The organism is Mesorhizobium sp. WSM4815, from assembly GCF_055811575.1.
Genome location: NZ_JBVVQS010000101.1, coordinates 174,970 through 189,231, shown reverse-complemented (window position 1 = coordinate 189,231; position 14,262 = coordinate 174,970). Strand labels below are relative to the sequence as shown.

14 protein-coding genes are annotated in these 14,262 nt (G+C 62.8%); 5 read left to right on the top strand and 9 right to left on the bottom strand.

Annotated features, from left to right (window positions below):
- Nucleotides 1-98 precede the first annotated feature (98 nt).
- Together AC0L2B_RS26435 and AC0L2B_RS26430 are read right to left on the bottom strand one after the other, a co-directional pair.
- Nucleotides 99-1,259, bottom strand: a complete 1,161-nt coding sequence (locus AC0L2B_RS26435; RefSeq protein ID WP_473747411.1) for a YbfB/YjiJ family MFS transporter — start codon at nucleotides 1,257-1,259, stop codon at nucleotides 99-101.
- Between the two features lie 232 nt (nucleotides 1,260-1,491).
- Nucleotides 1,492-1,704 (bottom strand): hypothetical protein, encoded by a 213-nt coding sequence (locus AC0L2B_RS26430; protein WP_473747410.1) that lies wholly within the window; start codon nucleotides 1,702-1,704, stop codon nucleotides 1,492-1,494.
- A 96-nt stretch (nucleotides 1,705-1,800) separates the two neighbouring features.
- Here AC0L2B_RS26430 and AC0L2B_RS26425 point away from each other — a divergent pair, with 96 nt between their 5' ends.
- From AC0L2B_RS26425 to AC0L2B_RS26415, 3 genes are all read left to right on the top strand, one after another.
- Nucleotides 1,801-2,715, top strand: a complete 915-nt coding sequence (locus AC0L2B_RS26425; protein ID WP_473747409.1) for a LysR substrate-binding domain-containing protein — start codon at nucleotides 1,801-1,803, stop codon at nucleotides 2,713-2,715.
- A gap of 84 nt (nucleotides 2,716-2,799) precedes the next feature.
- Nucleotides 2,800-4,056, top strand: coding sequence for an aminopeptidase (locus AC0L2B_RS26420; protein ID WP_473747408.1), 1,257 nt, complete (start codon nucleotides 2,800-2,802; stop codon nucleotides 4,054-4,056).
- A gap of 79 nt (nucleotides 4,057-4,135) precedes the next feature.
- Nucleotides 4,136-4,492 carry a DUF488 domain-containing protein gene (locus tag AC0L2B_RS26415; RefSeq protein WP_473747407.1) on the top strand — a complete coding sequence of 119 codons (357 nt, stop codon included), beginning with the start codon at nucleotides 4,136-4,138 and terminating at the stop codon, nucleotides 4,490-4,492.
- A gap of 46 nt (nucleotides 4,493-4,538) precedes the next feature.
- On the opposite strand, the gene AC0L2B_RS26410 is transcribed toward AC0L2B_RS26415, so the two are convergent.
- From AC0L2B_RS26410 to AC0L2B_RS26390, 5 genes are all read right to left on the bottom strand, one after another.
- Nucleotides 4,539-5,606 carry an ABC transporter ATP-binding protein gene (locus tag AC0L2B_RS26410; protein ID WP_128171998.1) on the bottom strand — a complete coding sequence of 356 codons (1,068 nt, stop codon included), beginning with the start codon at nucleotides 5,604-5,606 and terminating at the stop codon, nucleotides 4,539-4,541.
- A gap of 31 nt (nucleotides 5,607-5,637) precedes the next feature.
- The gene (locus AC0L2B_RS26405) at nucleotides 5,638-6,363 is read right to left on the bottom strand and encodes an SDR family oxidoreductase (protein ID WP_473747406.1); all 726 of its coding nucleotides are present in this window, start codon (nucleotides 6,361-6,363) and stop codon (nucleotides 5,638-5,640) included.
- Between the two features lie 71 nt (nucleotides 6,364-6,434).
- Complete coding sequence (locus tag AC0L2B_RS26400) at nucleotides 6,435-7,940, bottom strand: ABC transporter substrate-binding protein (protein WP_128171996.1); 1,506 nt, start codon at nucleotides 7,938-7,940, stop codon at nucleotides 6,435-6,437.
- A 59-nt stretch (nucleotides 7,941-7,999) separates the two neighbouring features.
- The gene (locus AC0L2B_RS26395; protein ID WP_473584507.1) at nucleotides 8,000-8,872 is read right to left on the bottom strand and encodes a carbohydrate ABC transporter permease; all 873 of its coding nucleotides are present in this window, start codon (nucleotides 8,870-8,872) and stop codon (nucleotides 8,000-8,002) included.
- A gap of 1 nt (nucleotide 8,873) precedes the next feature.
- On the bottom strand, nucleotides 8,874-9,761 hold the full coding sequence (locus AC0L2B_RS26390; protein ID WP_031255008.1) for a carbohydrate ABC transporter permease: 888 nt from the start codon (nucleotides 9,759-9,761) through the stop codon (nucleotides 8,874-8,876).
- A gap of 155 nt (nucleotides 9,762-9,916) precedes the next feature.
- On the opposite strand from AC0L2B_RS26390, the gene AC0L2B_RS26385 reads away from it, so the two are divergent.
- Nucleotides 9,917-10,837: a sugar-binding transcriptional regulator gene (locus AC0L2B_RS26385; RefSeq protein ID WP_023799422.1), complete on the top strand. Its 921-nt coding sequence runs from the start codon at nucleotides 9,917-9,919 to the stop codon at nucleotides 10,835-10,837.
- A gap of 151 nt (nucleotides 10,838-10,988) precedes the next feature.
- Here AC0L2B_RS26385 and AC0L2B_RS26380 read toward each other — a convergent pair whose 3' ends face one another.
- Both AC0L2B_RS26380 and AC0L2B_RS26375 read right to left on the bottom strand, forming a co-directional pair.
- Entirely contained in the window at nucleotides 10,989-11,798 is an 810-nt protein-coding gene (locus AC0L2B_RS26380; RefSeq protein ID WP_128245667.1) for an HAD-IIB family hydrolase, read from the bottom strand.
- Nucleotides 11,799-11,802: 4 nt separating this feature from the next.
- Nucleotides 11,803-13,131, bottom strand: coding sequence for a sn-glycerol-1-phosphate dehydrogenase (locus tag AC0L2B_RS26375; protein WP_473747405.1), 1,329 nt, complete (start codon nucleotides 13,129-13,131; stop codon nucleotides 11,803-11,805).
- 137 nt (nucleotides 13,132-13,268) lie between these two features.
- On the opposite strand from AC0L2B_RS26375, the gene AC0L2B_RS26370 reads away from it, so the two are divergent.
- Nucleotides 13,269-14,252 carry a sugar-binding transcriptional regulator gene (locus AC0L2B_RS26370; protein WP_473747404.1) on the top strand — a complete coding sequence of 328 codons (984 nt, stop codon included), beginning with the start codon at nucleotides 13,269-13,271 and terminating at the stop codon, nucleotides 14,250-14,252.
- Nucleotides 14,253-14,262 lie beyond the last annotated feature (10 nt).

Here is a 14,262-nt window from a genome sequence, read left to right as displayed (position 1 = left end):
GCAAATCAGCGGCGTTGCTGTTCAGCGGGCATAAGGTCACACATCGATCGGAATGAAAATGGCCGGTGCGTGATGCCCGGCACCGAGCAAGACCACAATCATGGCGATTTTGGCGCAGCCGACCAGATGACCGCGCCAGAGACCAGCAGCACCGCGGCGGCCACGATCGATGCGAGGAAGAAGTCGCCGGAGGCTTGCGCAAGCAAGCCGGCGACGATCGGACCGATGATCTGGCCGAGGCCGAAGGACGCCGTCATCGATGCCAGGATCCGGCGTGGCGCTTGCGGGGCAAGCTGCCTTCCGGTCTGAAGGCCGAGCGCGGTGATGGCGATGAAGGTGCCGCCAAGCAGAAACCCGCCGAGCAGCGGCCCAACGTGTCCGCCCATGGTGACGCTCGCGCTGACCCCGACCACCTCGACGAGGCACCCCCAGGCATAAGCCCGGTAGAGCCCGATCTTTGCTGCGATCTTCTGCCAAAGCCAGACCGAGGGAATTCCGGCAAGGCCGGTGACCATCCACACCACGGCCTCGAAGACGCGGCCGCCGCCGCCCTGTCGGACGATGGCGACCAGGAACGTCGCCGTCACGATGTAGCCGAAGCCGAACAGCCCGTAGGCGACTATGACCTTCACCAGTGACCGGTCCTTTGGTAGCGCCGGTTCGCGGCCATCGGCGCCGTTGGCGGTCGCAGTGCTGCCGAGCAGCAAGGCCACGACGGCAATGGCGCAGGCCGAGATCGCGGCGGACCAGAACCAGCCCGCCGGCCAGCCGGCCTGTCCTGTGACGAGTATTGCCATCAGCGCCGAGGACGCTGCTATGCCAAGGCCGACGCCGCCGAAATGCAGCGCCTGCAGGTCGTTTCGGCCGACCGCGGCGAGATGGCCGAAAACGATGCTGGACATGAACACAAGGACGAAGGCGCTGGCCACACCGGCAAGAAAGCGGATGACGAGAAAGCCCGCCATCGTGTCGGCCAGGCCCATCAGCCCGGTGAGGACTGCGGTGGCGGCAAGACCGGCAAGCATCAGCAGTCGCTCGCGACCGTGCGCCCAGCCGCCGACGGCTGCGAGCGCGCCAACGAGATAGCCGAGATAGTTGGCGGACGCGATCCAGCCGGCATCGGCCGGCGACAGGCCAAGTTCCTCCATCATGCCGGGCAGGATCGGCGTATAGACGAAGCGGCCGATGCCCATGGCAACGGCCAGGGCAATCATGCCGGCGAAGGCGAGGCGCAAAGGGGACGGCGAAGCGGCTTTCATTGCGGTGCACAATAGGTGCACGAGCGGGTGAATCAATCCGCTTCTTGTTGGGCCAGAACGAGTTGCAGCGGCGGACGAGCAGCTTCCAGCCGACCAATATCCGACGTTTGCGATTGGCCCGCAGAACAACATGGCTTCGTCATGACGAAGAGAGGGATGGTTCAGCCAATCTCCAAGGCTTGCGATTTGTCCCTGAAAGGAACCGAGCCCGCTCCGACCTTTACTCGCATCTTCAGCCGCAGCCAGCCTGGCCGGTGCCGGTCTCGTAGGCCGTGCGCCGGGCTGTCATCCAGAACGGCAGGTCGCCGAGTTCGCGCTCCGACATGGTGTCGAGCACAGGATGCGACAGCGGATCGGTGGCCCATCGGGTGGCCTCGCTTTCATGCGACCGGCCTTGCCGCGCGCCGGCAGTGGAAAAGACCCCGAGCAGTGACAAAATCTTCATCGTATTTTCCTCCACAGGTCTGCTTGTTCCTTAAAATTTGCCGTCCTACCCTGAATTTCAATTGAGATTTCAACCGTGCCGGTTTAGAAAAACTGTATGGCCATGCTGAACCGCGTCCACCTCAACGGCCTGCGCGCCGTGGAAACCGTCGCCCGCCTGGGATCGCTTTCGGCTGCGGCGAGCGAACTCAACGTGTCCGCCAGTGCCGTCAGCCAGCAGGTCAAGCGGACGGAAGCGCAACTTGGCCAGGCGCTGTTCGAACGAACGGCAAGCGGTCTGGTACCGACCGAATTCGGCACCGTCTTCACCGCCCGGCTCGGGGCAGGTTTCCGCGAGCTCGCCCAAGCCGTGGCGCTCGCCGACGAGGCCTCCGAATGCACGCTGGTGGTCTCGGTCGCGCCGGCCTTTGCCTCGAAGTGGCTGCTGCCTCGACTGTCACGTCATTTCGCCCGGCATCCGAATGTGCTTTTGCGCATCGACGCCTCGGTGCGGATTGCCGATCTCGATCGCTCGGACATCGACATCGCCATCCGGCTTGGCGACGGCAAATGGCCGGGCGTGCGCGCGCAACTGCTGCTGGCGCAGGAAGTCTTCCCGGTCTGCGCCCCGGCGATCGCCGACAAACTGAAATCGATCGAAGATCTTGCCTCGACCTGCGCGATCACCGACGAAAGAGCGATGATCAGCTGGGAAAGCTGGTTCGAGGCGGCCGGGGTGAAGCCGGTCACCTTTCTCAAGGGCGCGCGCTTCACCGACCCGATGCTGTGCCTGGAATCGGCAATCGCCGGCCACGGCGTCATGCTCGGCTGGCAATTGCTGACGGCTGACGCTCTCGCCGACGGCCGGCTGGTCGCGCCGTTCGGCGTCCGCGCCGAGAGCGGGCTGGGCTACTGGCTGGTGACCTCGGCCAGGAAGAGCGAGAGCCGCAAGCTGCGCGATTTCGAGATCTGGATCCGCGAGGAGATCGAGGCGACGATGGCGCAGTTCGGCGCGCTCGCCGGCGCGGCCTGAGCAGGCCCCGGTCGATCACGGTGGAAAGACCGATGGCACCGGTCTATGTAAGAACCAGACTCCCACATCGCGACAGGCAGGATCATGACCACACATTCGCGCGACGTTGCCGCAACGATCGACCCGGTGAAGCTCGACAGGCTGGCAGAAGTCGCCATCAAGGTCGGGCTGCAATTGCAACCGGGGCAGGACCTGGTGCTGACATCCTCGATCGCAGCGCTGCCTTTGACGCGACGGATCGTCGAGCAAGCCTACAAGGCCGGCGCCGGCCTGGTGACGCCGATCTTCAACGACGACGAGATGACGCTGGCACGTTTTCGCCATGGCGCTGACGCCGGCTTCGACCACGCCGCCGGCTGGCTCTATGAGGGCATGGCGAAGGCCTTCGCCAACAATGCGGCGCGGCTGGCCGTGCGCGGCGAGGATCCGTCGCTGCTGTCGGCGCAGGATCCGGCGAAAGTGGCGCGCGCCAACAAGGCGAACTCGATCGCCTACCAGCCGGCACTGGAAAAGATCACCGGCTTCGACATCAACTGGAACATCGTCGCCTATCCCGACCTGGCCTGGGCCAGGCAGGTGTTTCCGGGCGATAGCGACGACGTCGCGGTGGCGAAGCTCGCCGACGCGATCTTTGCCGCCTCACGGGTCGATGTGGACGACCCGATCGGCAACTGGAAGGCGCACAATGCGGCGCTTCGCAGCCGCACCGAATGGCTGAACGGCCATAATTTCCATGCGCTGCATTTCACCGGACCTGGCACCGACCTGATCGTCGGCCTGGCCGACGGCCATGAATGGATGGGCGGCGCCTCGACCGCCAAGAACGGCATCACCTGCAACCCGAACATCCCGACCGAGGAGGTTTTCACCACGCCGCATGCAAGGCGCGTCGAAGGCCATGTTACGAGCACCAAGCCGCTGTCGTACCAGGGCACGCTGATCGACGGCATTGCGGTGCGTTTCGAGCAGGGACGCATCGTCGAGGCCAGGGCCAGCCGCGGCGAGGATGTGCTGAAAAAAGTGCTCGACACCGATGAAGGCGCACGCCGGCTCGGCGAGGTCGCCCTGGTGCCGCATTCCTCGCCGATCGCGGCGAGCGGCCTGCTGTTCTTCAACACGCTGTTCGACGAGAATGCCGCCTGCCATATCGCGCTCGGCCAGTGCTATTCGAAGTGCTTTGTCGACGGCGCCTCGCTCACTCAGGACGAGATCGCGGCGCGCGGCGGCAACAAGAGCTTCATCCATATCGACTGGATGATCGGTTCGGACAAGGTCGACATCGACGGCGTCGGCAAGGACGGCAGCCGCGTGCCGGTGATGCGCAAGGGCGAATGGGCGTAAGCAGCCGCCAGCAAGCCGTCATGGCCAGCAAGACGACATGGCCCGCAAGACGACATGGCGGCCAACCCCGGAGTTGGCAATGAAACTCGATATCAGGGTCAAACGCATCTACGAGCCGCCCTCGCCTGGCGATGGGCAGCGGGTGCTCATAGACCGCGTATGGCCGCGCGGCGTCCGCAAGGAAGACGCCGCGCTGACACTGTGGCTGAAGACCGTCGCGCCAAGCGATGAACTGCGCAAATGGTTCGGCCACGAGCCGACGCGCTGGATGGAATTCCAGAAGCGCTATCGCGGCGAGCTCGACAGGAACAGCGAGGCGGTCGGCCAGTTGCGCGCCCTGCTCGACAACGGCCGGGTGACGCTGCTCTACGGCGCCCAGGACGAGTTGCACAACAACGCAGTGGCTTTGGCTGATTATCTCAGCCTAAAGGGCTGAGGCAGCGCGTGCTGCCGAGGCCACATCGACGCCGTCATCGCTAATCTCAGGCGACACGCAGTTCCGTGGCTGCATCGAAGAGGTGCACCTTGCCCGGCAGCACCGAAAGGTTGATCGCGGCGCCGGCGTTGCGGCGCTCGTCACGCGGCACCACGGCGACGGCGTCGTATCCGGCCACGCGCAAATGAATCTGAACATCCGCGCCGGTCGTTTCGGACAGCACGACCTCGCCCTTGATCTCACCCGTATCCGAAATGCCGAGATCGTGTGGCCGCACGCCCATGATGACCTTTTGGCCTGGTTTTGCCTTGATCTGCGGTGACAGGCCGATCGACACGCCTTCGGCGACGAAGCGAGGACTGCCGCCTGCGGTCTCGACAGCGCCGGCGATAAAGTTCATCGACGGCGAGCCGATGAAATCAGCGACATATTTCGAGTTCGGGCGCTCGTAGACCTCGTCGGGCGTGCCGATCTGCATGATCCTGCCGGCGTGCATCAGCACGATCTTGTCGGCCATCGTCATCGCCTCGATCTGGTCGTGGGTGACGTAGATCGTGGTCGTGCCGAGACGATTATGGAGTTGGCGGATTTCCACGCGCATATGCGTGCGCAGCTTGGCGTCGAGATTGGAGAGCGGCTCGTCGAAAAGGAAGACGGCGGCATTGCGCACCATGGCGCGGCCCATGGCGACGCGCTGGCGCTGGCCACCCGACAGTTCCTTGGGATAGCGCCCGAGATAGGGCGTGAGATTCAGGATTTCCGCCGCCCATTCGACCTTCTTCCTGATCTCCGCCTTTGGCACTTTCGCCACTTCCAGGCTGAAGCCGATATTGTCGAACACCTTCATTGTCGGATAGAGCGCGTAATTCTGGAACACCATCGCGATGTCGCGATCGCGCGGGTGAACGTCATTGACCCGCCTGTCGCCGATCAAAAGGTCACCGTTGGTCACCCGCTCGAGCCCGGCTGTCATGCGCAGGAGCGTGGTCTTGCCGCAGCCCGACGGCCCGAGAAGCACGACGAATTCGCGGTCGGCAATGCCGAAGGAGATGTCCTTCATCACCTCGACATGGCCGAAATTCTTGGCGATGTTCTTATATTCTACGGTGGCCATTCTCTGTCTCCAGACGCCCGGATCAGGGTCGTCAGTATTTCTGCCTGGTCGGCGTGATGACGATTTCCTGCACGAGAGCGTTTTGTGGCATCTGGTAGGTGTGCAGCATGAGGTCAGCGACGTGCTCCGGCCCGATGCCGCCGCCGATCTTGAGCTTGTTGGCCTTGTAGTTGGCGAGCGTCTGCGGATCGAGGACACCGCTCAGAACCTCGGTTTCGATCACCCCGGGCGAAAGCACGACGACACGGACGTCATAGTCGGAAAGATAGTCGCGCAGCGATTCCGACACGGCGTGAACGAAGAATTTCGTCCCGCAGTAGACCGTATGATCCGGATAGACTTTTCGGCCGGCGATCGAACTCATCATGAACAGCGTTCCATGACGGCGCTCCATCATGCCCGACATCACGGCGTGGACCGAATTCAGCACGCCTTTGGTGTTGATGTCGATCATCTCGTCCCATTCCTCGGGCGGCTGGCGGCCTATGTCGGCGAGCCGCGCTATGCCGGCATTGGCAAACAGCATGTCGACCGGTCCGTACTCGGCTTCCGCCTCCTTCACGGCGGCTGCGATCGCGGAGCGGTCGCGGACATCGACCTGCCGGGCCATGCTGTCGGGCAGGTTGAGCGCCTCCATGCGCTCCAGACGGCGGGCCATCATCAGAACAGGGTGGCCGGCGCGCGAAAACGCCTTGGCGACCGCCTCGCCGATACCAGAACTGGCTCCTGTCACTGCTACGAGCTGTTTTCCAGCCATGACTTTTCCTCAGTCGAAAATTGTCGATACGCCGGGCTGGCGGCCCCAGGGCAGCCAGCCCGGGGGAAGACTCAGCCCTTGGCGACGAGATCGTCGACCTGGGTTTTCAGGGCGTCGAGCGACTCCTTGGCCGAGCCCGACTGGCCGGCGAAGTATTTGCCCAGCGCAACCGGGATCATGTCGCTCGAGAGTTCTGCCCATGCCGGCAGGTCGGGCTCGGATCCCATGTAGTTGGCGATGGTGTCGCGCACGACCGGCAAGTGGCGGGTCGTGCCGGCGCCGACACGCGCATTGGCCAGCACGCGCGGATCGTCATAGACGCTGGTGCGCGTTGGCCCGGTACCGCCGCCCAGAACCGTTATCAGCGCCTGGGTGTCGGCTGAGGTCGCCCACTGCATGAAAATCCAGGCGGCGTCCGGGCTCTTCGAATATTTCGATACCGCGAGCGAAGAGCCGCCCTGGTGACCAACGCCCGGAATTTCGCCGAACCCGGTCTGCTCGACGGTGCGCAGCGTCGCGGCAGGTTTCGGCGGAACCATCGCTTCCATCAGGCCCGAGACCTTGGAGGCCTTGGGATCGTCGAAGAACGGGAAGAATTCGCCCCAGGACAGCATCGAGGCGGCGACGCCCTGGCCGACCGACTGGCCCTCGCCATCCCATGTCCAGCCGTCGACGCCGGGCGGCATCGTCGCCTTGAGCTTGTCCCAGTAGGCCATGGCGGCCAAGCCGGCGTCGTCATTGCCGGTGAACTTGCCGTCGGGGCCGAAAATCGAACCGCCATGGCCCCAAAGCCACGCCGTCCAATCGCATTCGAGGCTGTAATGGCCCGATTTCATCTGGCCGCTGGTGCCGTACATGTTCGGGCCCTTGGCGTCGGTGATCGCCGCAGACGCCTTCAGCAAATCGTCCAGCGTCGCCGGAGGCGGCAGCTTGAGCTCGTCCCAGACGTCCTTGCGGTACTGCATGATGAAGATCGGGATGTCGTAGGGTACGCCGACCATGCGGTCCTCGTACATGGCGATACCGTCGACGAGCGGCTTCAGGAAGTCGTCGATGTTGTAGTTCGGCATTGCCAGGTCGGCGTTCTTGAGCTGCTCGCGCGGATCGAAGACGTCCTGGCTGAAGCTCGCCGCCCAGCTCTGGTCGATATAGTAGAGGTCGTAAGTGCCGAGGCTCGAAGCCACGTCAAGGGTCAGCTTCTGCAGCACCTGCTCGAGCGGCAGCACTTCGATCTCGACCTTGATGCCGGTAGCCTCCTCGAAATACTGCTTGAGCTGCGTGGCGATGGCATTCGACGGCGGCGTCGATTCGGTGGCGAGACGAAGCGTCGTTCCAGCAAAGGGCTTGCCGACATCCGAGAGCCATTTGGTGATTTCGGCGCTGGGCTTCAGTTCCTGTTCCTGAGCCGATGCCTGGCTGATGCCGTAGAACGGACGTCGTCCCAGGCCCATGCCGAGCGCGCCGGCGCCGAGGCCGAGAATGCTTGCTGCGCGAAGAAACGAGCGGCGGTCCATCTGTCCGCGAACGAAGCGGTCGGTGACAGAGGCAAGATGCGTCTTTCTGATGCTGTCTTTCATTGTCTACTCCTCCGGTTTAATTCGCGATTTTCTCAAGGCTGCGAATTCGAGCCTCCCATCTATTGTTTCAACGATCCCATCGTGAGACCGCGCACGAGGTGCTTCTGAACCAACAGAATGAAGATGAAAGCGGGAATGATGGAGGCGGCGCCAAGCGCGGCCATGTTGCCCCAGGCGGTGCCGATCGAGGTGACGAAGGTCGACGAGACGACAGGCACGGTCTTGAGCGACGTGGTGGTCAGGGTCAGCGCAAACAGGAATTCGGTCCAGCTGAAGATGAAGCAGAGCACCGCCGTGGCGGCGATGCCGCCCTTGGCCATCGGCAGCACGATCCTGCGAAAAATCATGAAGCGGCTGGCGCCGTCGACGATCGCGCTCTCGTCGATCTCGGAAGGAATGTCGTCGAAGAAGCTCTTCATCAGGAGGACGGCGAGCGGCAGGTTCATCAGCGCGTGGATCAGCACCATGCCGGTATAGGTGTCGATGAGACCGAAATTCTTGTAGATGAAGAACATCGGCACCGCGACCGCGACGGGCGGCATCATGCGCGTCGACAACACCCAGCCGACGAAACTGTGCCGGCCGCGGAAGTTCATGCGCGACAGGGCATAGGCGGCAAGCGTGGCGATGGCGACAGCGAGCACGGTCGACAGCGTCGCGATGACGATCGAATCCCAGACGCGGGGCGCCATGTAGAAATTGCCGCCGCCCGGCGTCACGGTGATGCCGCCGCTGCCGAGCGAAATCCCGAACACCTTCTGGAAATTGTCGAAGGTCGGCGTGAAGGCAAACAGTTTCGGCGGCCGGTTGAAGATGTCGTTGCCGTGTTTGAACGCCACCGACGTCCAGTAGTAGATCGGAAAGAAGAAGATCGCGACCACAACCCAGGCGGCGATGGTGCGAAGCATGCGGGTCGAGAAGGAGCCGCTCATTCTACCACCTCACCTTGGCGATACGGATGAAGAGGTTGGCAATGACGAGGATGATCACCAGGGTGACGAGGCTGAGCGTGGCTCCATAGCCCCATTTTACGAAGCTGAACGTCTGCTGCCATGCATAGAGGGACAGCGAGTAGGTCGACGCTCCCGGCCCGCCGGAGGTCATGACGAAGACGTAGTCGAAGACGCGGAACAGATCGATGCCGCGGACCAGCACCGCGATGGCGATCACCTTCGACATCATCGGCAGGGTGATGCGCCGGAAGATCTGGAACGACGAGGCGCCGTCGATCATAGCGGCCTCGTAAGGCTCCGGCGGCAGCGCCCTGAGACCGGCAAGGAAGATGAGGACCATGAACGGCGTCCACTGCCAGATTTCCGCGACGAGAACGCCGGCAAGCGCGGTCGACGCGGTGGCGAGGATGGGGTTGTTCGAATTGAGCAGTCCGATCGACTGCAGGAGATAGCTGATCACGCCGAACTGCGGATCCTCCATCAGCAGATACATCATGCCGACAATGGCCGGCGGGATGACGAGCGTCATCGTCAGCACGCCGCGCAGGAATCCGAAACCGAAGCCGTCGCTGTCGAGGAGCAGCGCGATCGCCATGCCGAGCACCAGCTCGAAGATCAGCGCGATGGCGAAATAGGTGAAGGTGATGACGAGCGACTGCCAGAACCGCGTGTCGTTCCACAGCTGCACCCAGTTTTCCGTTCCGACGAATTCGAGCGCCCGCCGGCGCGGGACGAACTCATGGAAGCTCAGCCAGATGTTGTAGATGAGAGGATACACGGTGAAGACAAGCAGGATCGCCACCAGCGGCAGCAGCCAGGGCAGCGGGTGATCCGAAATGACGAAACGTCTGGCTTGGGCAACCCGCACGCGTTCCTCCCGAACCGCTTCGTTTTGCGATGCACAAATGTTCATATCTTGTGCATTTGTTCAAATGCTATATCGTCGCCCTGTCTGTGGCAAGCACTTGTTGGCCGGCTACAGCGGCATTCGGATGGGTGCACCACAAGCATCGGAGGACCCTCATGACGTCGATCGGTCTGCTGGCACGGGTTGCCCATCAGTATTTCGTGCTGGGCGAAACGCAGCAGGCCATCGCCGAGCGGCTGCAGATCAACCGCACCAAGATCCACAGGCTGCTGGCAGAGGCGAAGGAGCGCGGCATCGTCTCGATCCGCATCAATGCCGGGACGTCCCAGGCGCTCGAAATGGAAGAACAGCTCAGGCGGAAGTACCGGCTCGACATATGCAGCGTCACACCTGATGACACCGGGTCGGAACTCGGGCTCTCCGAAGTGATCGGCATCTATGCCGCGCAGACAGTCGAGACGCTGCTCAGGGACGACATGACGGTCGCCATGGCGTGGGGCCGAACCATGCGATGGCTCGCTTCCAACATCGAGCCGGTGGCGCTCAGAAACGTTACCGTCGTGCCGCTTCTCGGCTCGCTGTCGCGCCGGTCGTCGATCGACAAATACGACGCGGCGGCCGTCTTTGCCCAGCGCACCCAGGCCGAATCCTATTATCTCCCCGGACCCATCATCTGCGACAGCCGTGAAAGCCGTGAGACGATCCTGCAGCAACCGAGCGCGCGCGAGGTTATCCAGAAGGCGCTGAACGCCGACCTTGCGCTGATGAGCGTCGGCGGCACAACCAGTTCGACGCTGCGGAGCGTCGGTTACATGACCGACGAGGAATTCGACGATATCCTGAGACTGAAGCCTATCGGGAACTTTCTCGGCTATTTCTTCGACCGGGACGCCGAACTCATCGACCATCCCGTCAACGAGCGCATTGTCGGGGTCTATCCTCGCGACACGCTGAACATTCCCAAGCGCATCCTCGTTTCCGGCGGAAAGAACAAGGTCGGCATCATGACCAAGCTCCTGGAAAAGGGATTCTTCACCGGCCTCATCACCGACCAGGGGACGGGCAGTTCGCTGTGACCGGCCGGGGTTGCGGCGGCAGCCGAAGCTGCCGTGCGATGTTGCCTGGCGCATCGCGCCCGCTTGCCTAAGCCGTCCCTGGTTCGGTTCCATCGCCTGCAGAACATCCTTTCTTGCGTCTTTTGCAGTCCGCATTTTTCGCGCCCGCCGATCAGCCCAATCCCGACCTCCGGTTCGCCAGGATCATATCGGCAATCTCGACGAAGCCGCGGCCACCCCGCGACCTGGCGACGAAAGCGGGTTCGGCGTCGATCTGTCCCTGGAAATCCACCACATTCGCGACCCCGAACGCGTTCGGAAAGAACCCGAACATCGGGGCGTCGTTCGGGCTGTCTCCAACGAAAGCATAGGCCTGCCTTTCAGCATCGAGATCGGTTCCCAGCCTCTCGCTTGCAAAGCGGCGCGTCATCGCCAGCTTGTCGTATCGGCCAAACCAGCCGTTCACATGGATCGACGAAATCTTGGCGACAGCGCCGGCCTCCTCGAAAATCTGCTTGATGCGCCTGGCATCGGACAGCGGCAGCGCCGGAACATCCTCGCAAAAGTCGATGGCCAGGTCGGCTTCGCGATATTGCTGGTCGGCGGATACTGCCGAACCCGGCACCTCCTGGACAATGCGCTTTTCCAGTTCGGTGAGCCTGCGCCTGTTTTCCCGGCGTTCGTCAGCGCTTGCCGCGAAAACCCGGATCATCTTTCGCGTTGCCTGGTCATAAGCGAAGTAAAAAGCGCCATTTTCGCCGACCACGCCGGTGACCGGCCAGAACCGGGCAATCATGTCGCACCAGCCTGCCGGTCTCCCGGTAATGGGAGCAACGACAAGGCCCGCCTCGTGCAGGCGTTCGAGCGCACGGTAGGCGTCGGCCGGAAGACGACCCTCAGTGGTCAAGGTGTCGTCGATATCGCAGAAGACGCCGCGAATGCGCGATGCAGTTTCGGGTCCGAATTCGGCGAGGTCGCGCATCCGGTCAGGCTTCCGCAAGCGCAAAATCCTCCAGCATTCCTGCATCCGCAGCAATGTCGAGGAACGAGAAGCGATTGCGCATCTCCCGGCAATGAACGACGGCTTCGCGATAGAAATCGGCCGGCGTGCCCAATTCGGCCGCTGAAATCGGCCCGCCGGTCGATTTCAGCAGGCGCTGCATCTCGTCGACAGGCACCATGAATTGCTTGAGTTCCTGCCTGAGTGTCGGCCATAGCTCCTGCAGCCGCTCGTTGAATGCGGCGGCGGCAGTCTCGTCGAAGGCCTTCTTCTTCAGTTCGTCGAGACATTGTGCGGCCACAGCCGGGCCCATGCGGCGGACCATGTCGTCAGGATCGATCTTCGTCGCCTTCACCACCGGCGGCTTGTCGCTTGCGAGCATTGCCTGCTGCAATCGCGCCATGGTGAGCGAAGCGACGCCGACCTGGGTGCCGTGCAGCGTGCCGGGGTGACGCTCGCCGGCGAAACAGTCGATGTAGTGCGATATCTGATGCTCGCCCATGGAACCGTGATTGGAGACGCCGGTGAAGGAAATTCCGAGACCGCAGAGCGTCAGCACGCGATAGAGGTAGCCATTGGCCTCGATGTCGTGTTCGGCAAGATCTCCGGCACGCTTGTTGAGCGCCGTCTCATCCTTTTCCTGGATGAGAAAAGGGACCTGATGGTAGGCAGTGCCAAGCAGGCGGTGCGACATCCACCAGTCGATCTGGGCGACCGAGCGGCAAAGGCAGTCACCGAACCCCGCCGCAGACAGGTAGGTCGGGGCGGCAGCGGAGACGCCAAGATCAACGAAAAAGCCTGATGGGGCGTGGGAAGGCAGCGATACCTTCAAACCGCTTTCAAGTGTGATCGACGCAGTCGTCGATGTGTAGCCGTTCATCGAACCGGCCGTCCCGAACACGCAATAGCGCCGCTCATTCCTGCCGGTGACGAACTTGCAGAGATCGTTGATGGTGCCGGAACCAACCGCGACCACGGCATCCGCATCGGCGAGTTTGACGGCGAGGCTTTCGACATTGGCCATGTCGGCATGCGGATGATCCAGGATCACCACATCGACGGGGCCGAGCGTCTTCAGTTCGCGCGCAACGCGTTGGCCAAGCGCCTCATAGGTGGCGGCATCCGCAACGACCGTGAACCGCTCCCCCAGATCGAGTTCCGAAACCAGATCGGCCGCCCGCCCGTCGAGGCCTTCTTCGATGACAATCCGGTCATACGGCACCACGGCCTTTTCACCGGTCTCAGGGTTGGTCCAGCGCCCGTCCAGAATGTCGTCGATCAATGCCGTCCAGGATTCGGCTGCCGGATTGGTCATGACGTCCTCATGCTGGCGACCCTGTAATCGAGGCGCAGGAGCGTTGGCGTTAAAACAATAGTCACTTATCACTGTCTTTTGTCAAGCATTTGCCCGCGACGCTTGACTTCGTTCTGCAAACCTGCGGAAAAAGGGACATGAATGCCGATGCCGACATCGACGTGGTCCGACCATCTGGGCTCTCGGCACTGCCGCCCGAATTCGACAGCGCGGTGGCGTGGGCTGCCTGGCTGTACTATGTCGACCAGCTCAACCAGAGCGACGTGGCCAAGGTCATGAACGTCTCCAGGGCGAGCGTGGTGCACTATCTGCAGGAGGCGCGCGAAAGCGGACTTGTCGCCGTGCAGGTCGACCACGACGCTTTTGCCCGCACCTTGACCTCGCGGCGTCTCATGGAAAAATACGGGCTTCGCGGCGCCGCGGTCATCCCCGACCTCGATCCCAACGATGCCGACCGCCGCATCGGCGAAGCGGCAGGGCGGTTGCTGGCGTCGATGGTCGATCCGGGTGACACGATCGGCGTTGCCTGGGGAAAAACGGTGCTCGCTGCCGCCCGCTCGATCCCACGACTACGGCATGATCGGAACCTCACCGTCGTCCAGCTCTCGGGAAGCTCGATCGGGACCAGCGATTTCTCGCCGGAATTCTGCACCTCGCTGATGGCCAATCGGCTCGGCGCCCGCTGCATCAACCTGCTTGCCCCGGCGATCGTCTCCACCGACGAACTGCACGACCAACTCATGCAGGAGCCGATGCTCGTCAACCAGTTCCGCATGATCCATGCCGCCGGCAAGGTCATCTTCGGGATCGGCGATATCGGGCCGGAGAGCACCTATGCCCGAGCCGGGATATCGGATGCCGCCGCACTTGCCGGCATGATCGAGCAGGGCGCGCTCGGGGTCATCATCGGGCGGTTTATCGACGCTCAGGGAGCCGCTTTCGCAACGCCGCTCGACGGACGCACCGTCGGCATCACGCTCGACGAACTGAAAGCGGTGCCGGTCCGCATCTGCGCCGCCGGTGGCGCCCGCAAGATGGCGGCGATCAGGGCCGGGCTCGGCGGCGGATATGCGACACATTTTGTCACCGACATGGCCACCGCGAACAGTCTCTTGGAATAGCCGGTAACCA

Coding starts and splice junctions, on each gene's coding strand:
- AC0L2B_RS26435 (WP_473747411.1), bottom strand. CDS start 1,259: ATGAAAGCCGCTTCGCCGTCCCCTTTGCGCCTCGCCTTCGCCGGCATG.
- AC0L2B_RS26430 (WP_473747410.1), bottom strand. CDS start 1,704: ATGAAGATTTTGTCACTGCTCGGGGTCTTTTCCACTGCCGGCGCGCGG.
- AC0L2B_RS26425 (WP_473747409.1), top strand. CDS start 1,801: ATGGCCATGCTGAACCGCGTCCACCTCAACGGCCTGCGCGCCGTGGAA.
- AC0L2B_RS26420 (WP_473747408.1), top strand. CDS start 2,800: ATGACCACACATTCGCGCGACGTTGCCGCAACGATCGACCCGGTGAAG.
- AC0L2B_RS26415 (WP_473747407.1), top strand. CDS start 4,136: ATGAAACTCGATATCAGGGTCAAACGCATCTACGAGCCGCCCTCGCCT.
- AC0L2B_RS26410 (WP_128171998.1), bottom strand. CDS start 5,606: ATGGCCACCGTAGAATATAAGAACATCGCCAAGAATTTCGGCCATGTC.
- AC0L2B_RS26405 (WP_473747406.1), bottom strand. CDS start 6,363: ATGGCTGGAAAACAGCTCGTAGCAGTGACAGGAGCCAGTTCTGGTATC.
- AC0L2B_RS26400 (WP_128171996.1), bottom strand. CDS start 7,940: ATGAAAGACAGCATCAGAAAGACGCATCTTGCCTCTGTCACCGACCGC.
- AC0L2B_RS26395 (WP_473584507.1), bottom strand. CDS start 8,872: ATGAGCGGCTCCTTCTCGACCCGCATGCTTCGCACCATCGCCGCCTGG.
- AC0L2B_RS26385 (WP_023799422.1), top strand. CDS start 9,917: ATGACGTCGATCGGTCTGCTGGCACGGGTTGCCCATCAGTATTTCGTG.
- AC0L2B_RS26380 (WP_128245667.1), bottom strand. CDS start 11,798: ATGCGCGACCTCGCCGAATTCGGACCCGAAACTGCATCGCGCATTCGC.
- AC0L2B_RS26375 (WP_473747405.1), bottom strand. CDS start 13,131: ATGACCAATCCGGCAGCCGAATCCTGGACGGCATTGATCGACGACATT.
- AC0L2B_RS26370 (WP_473747404.1), top strand. CDS start 13,269: ATGAATGCCGATGCCGACATCGACGTGGTCCGACCATCTGGGCTCTCG.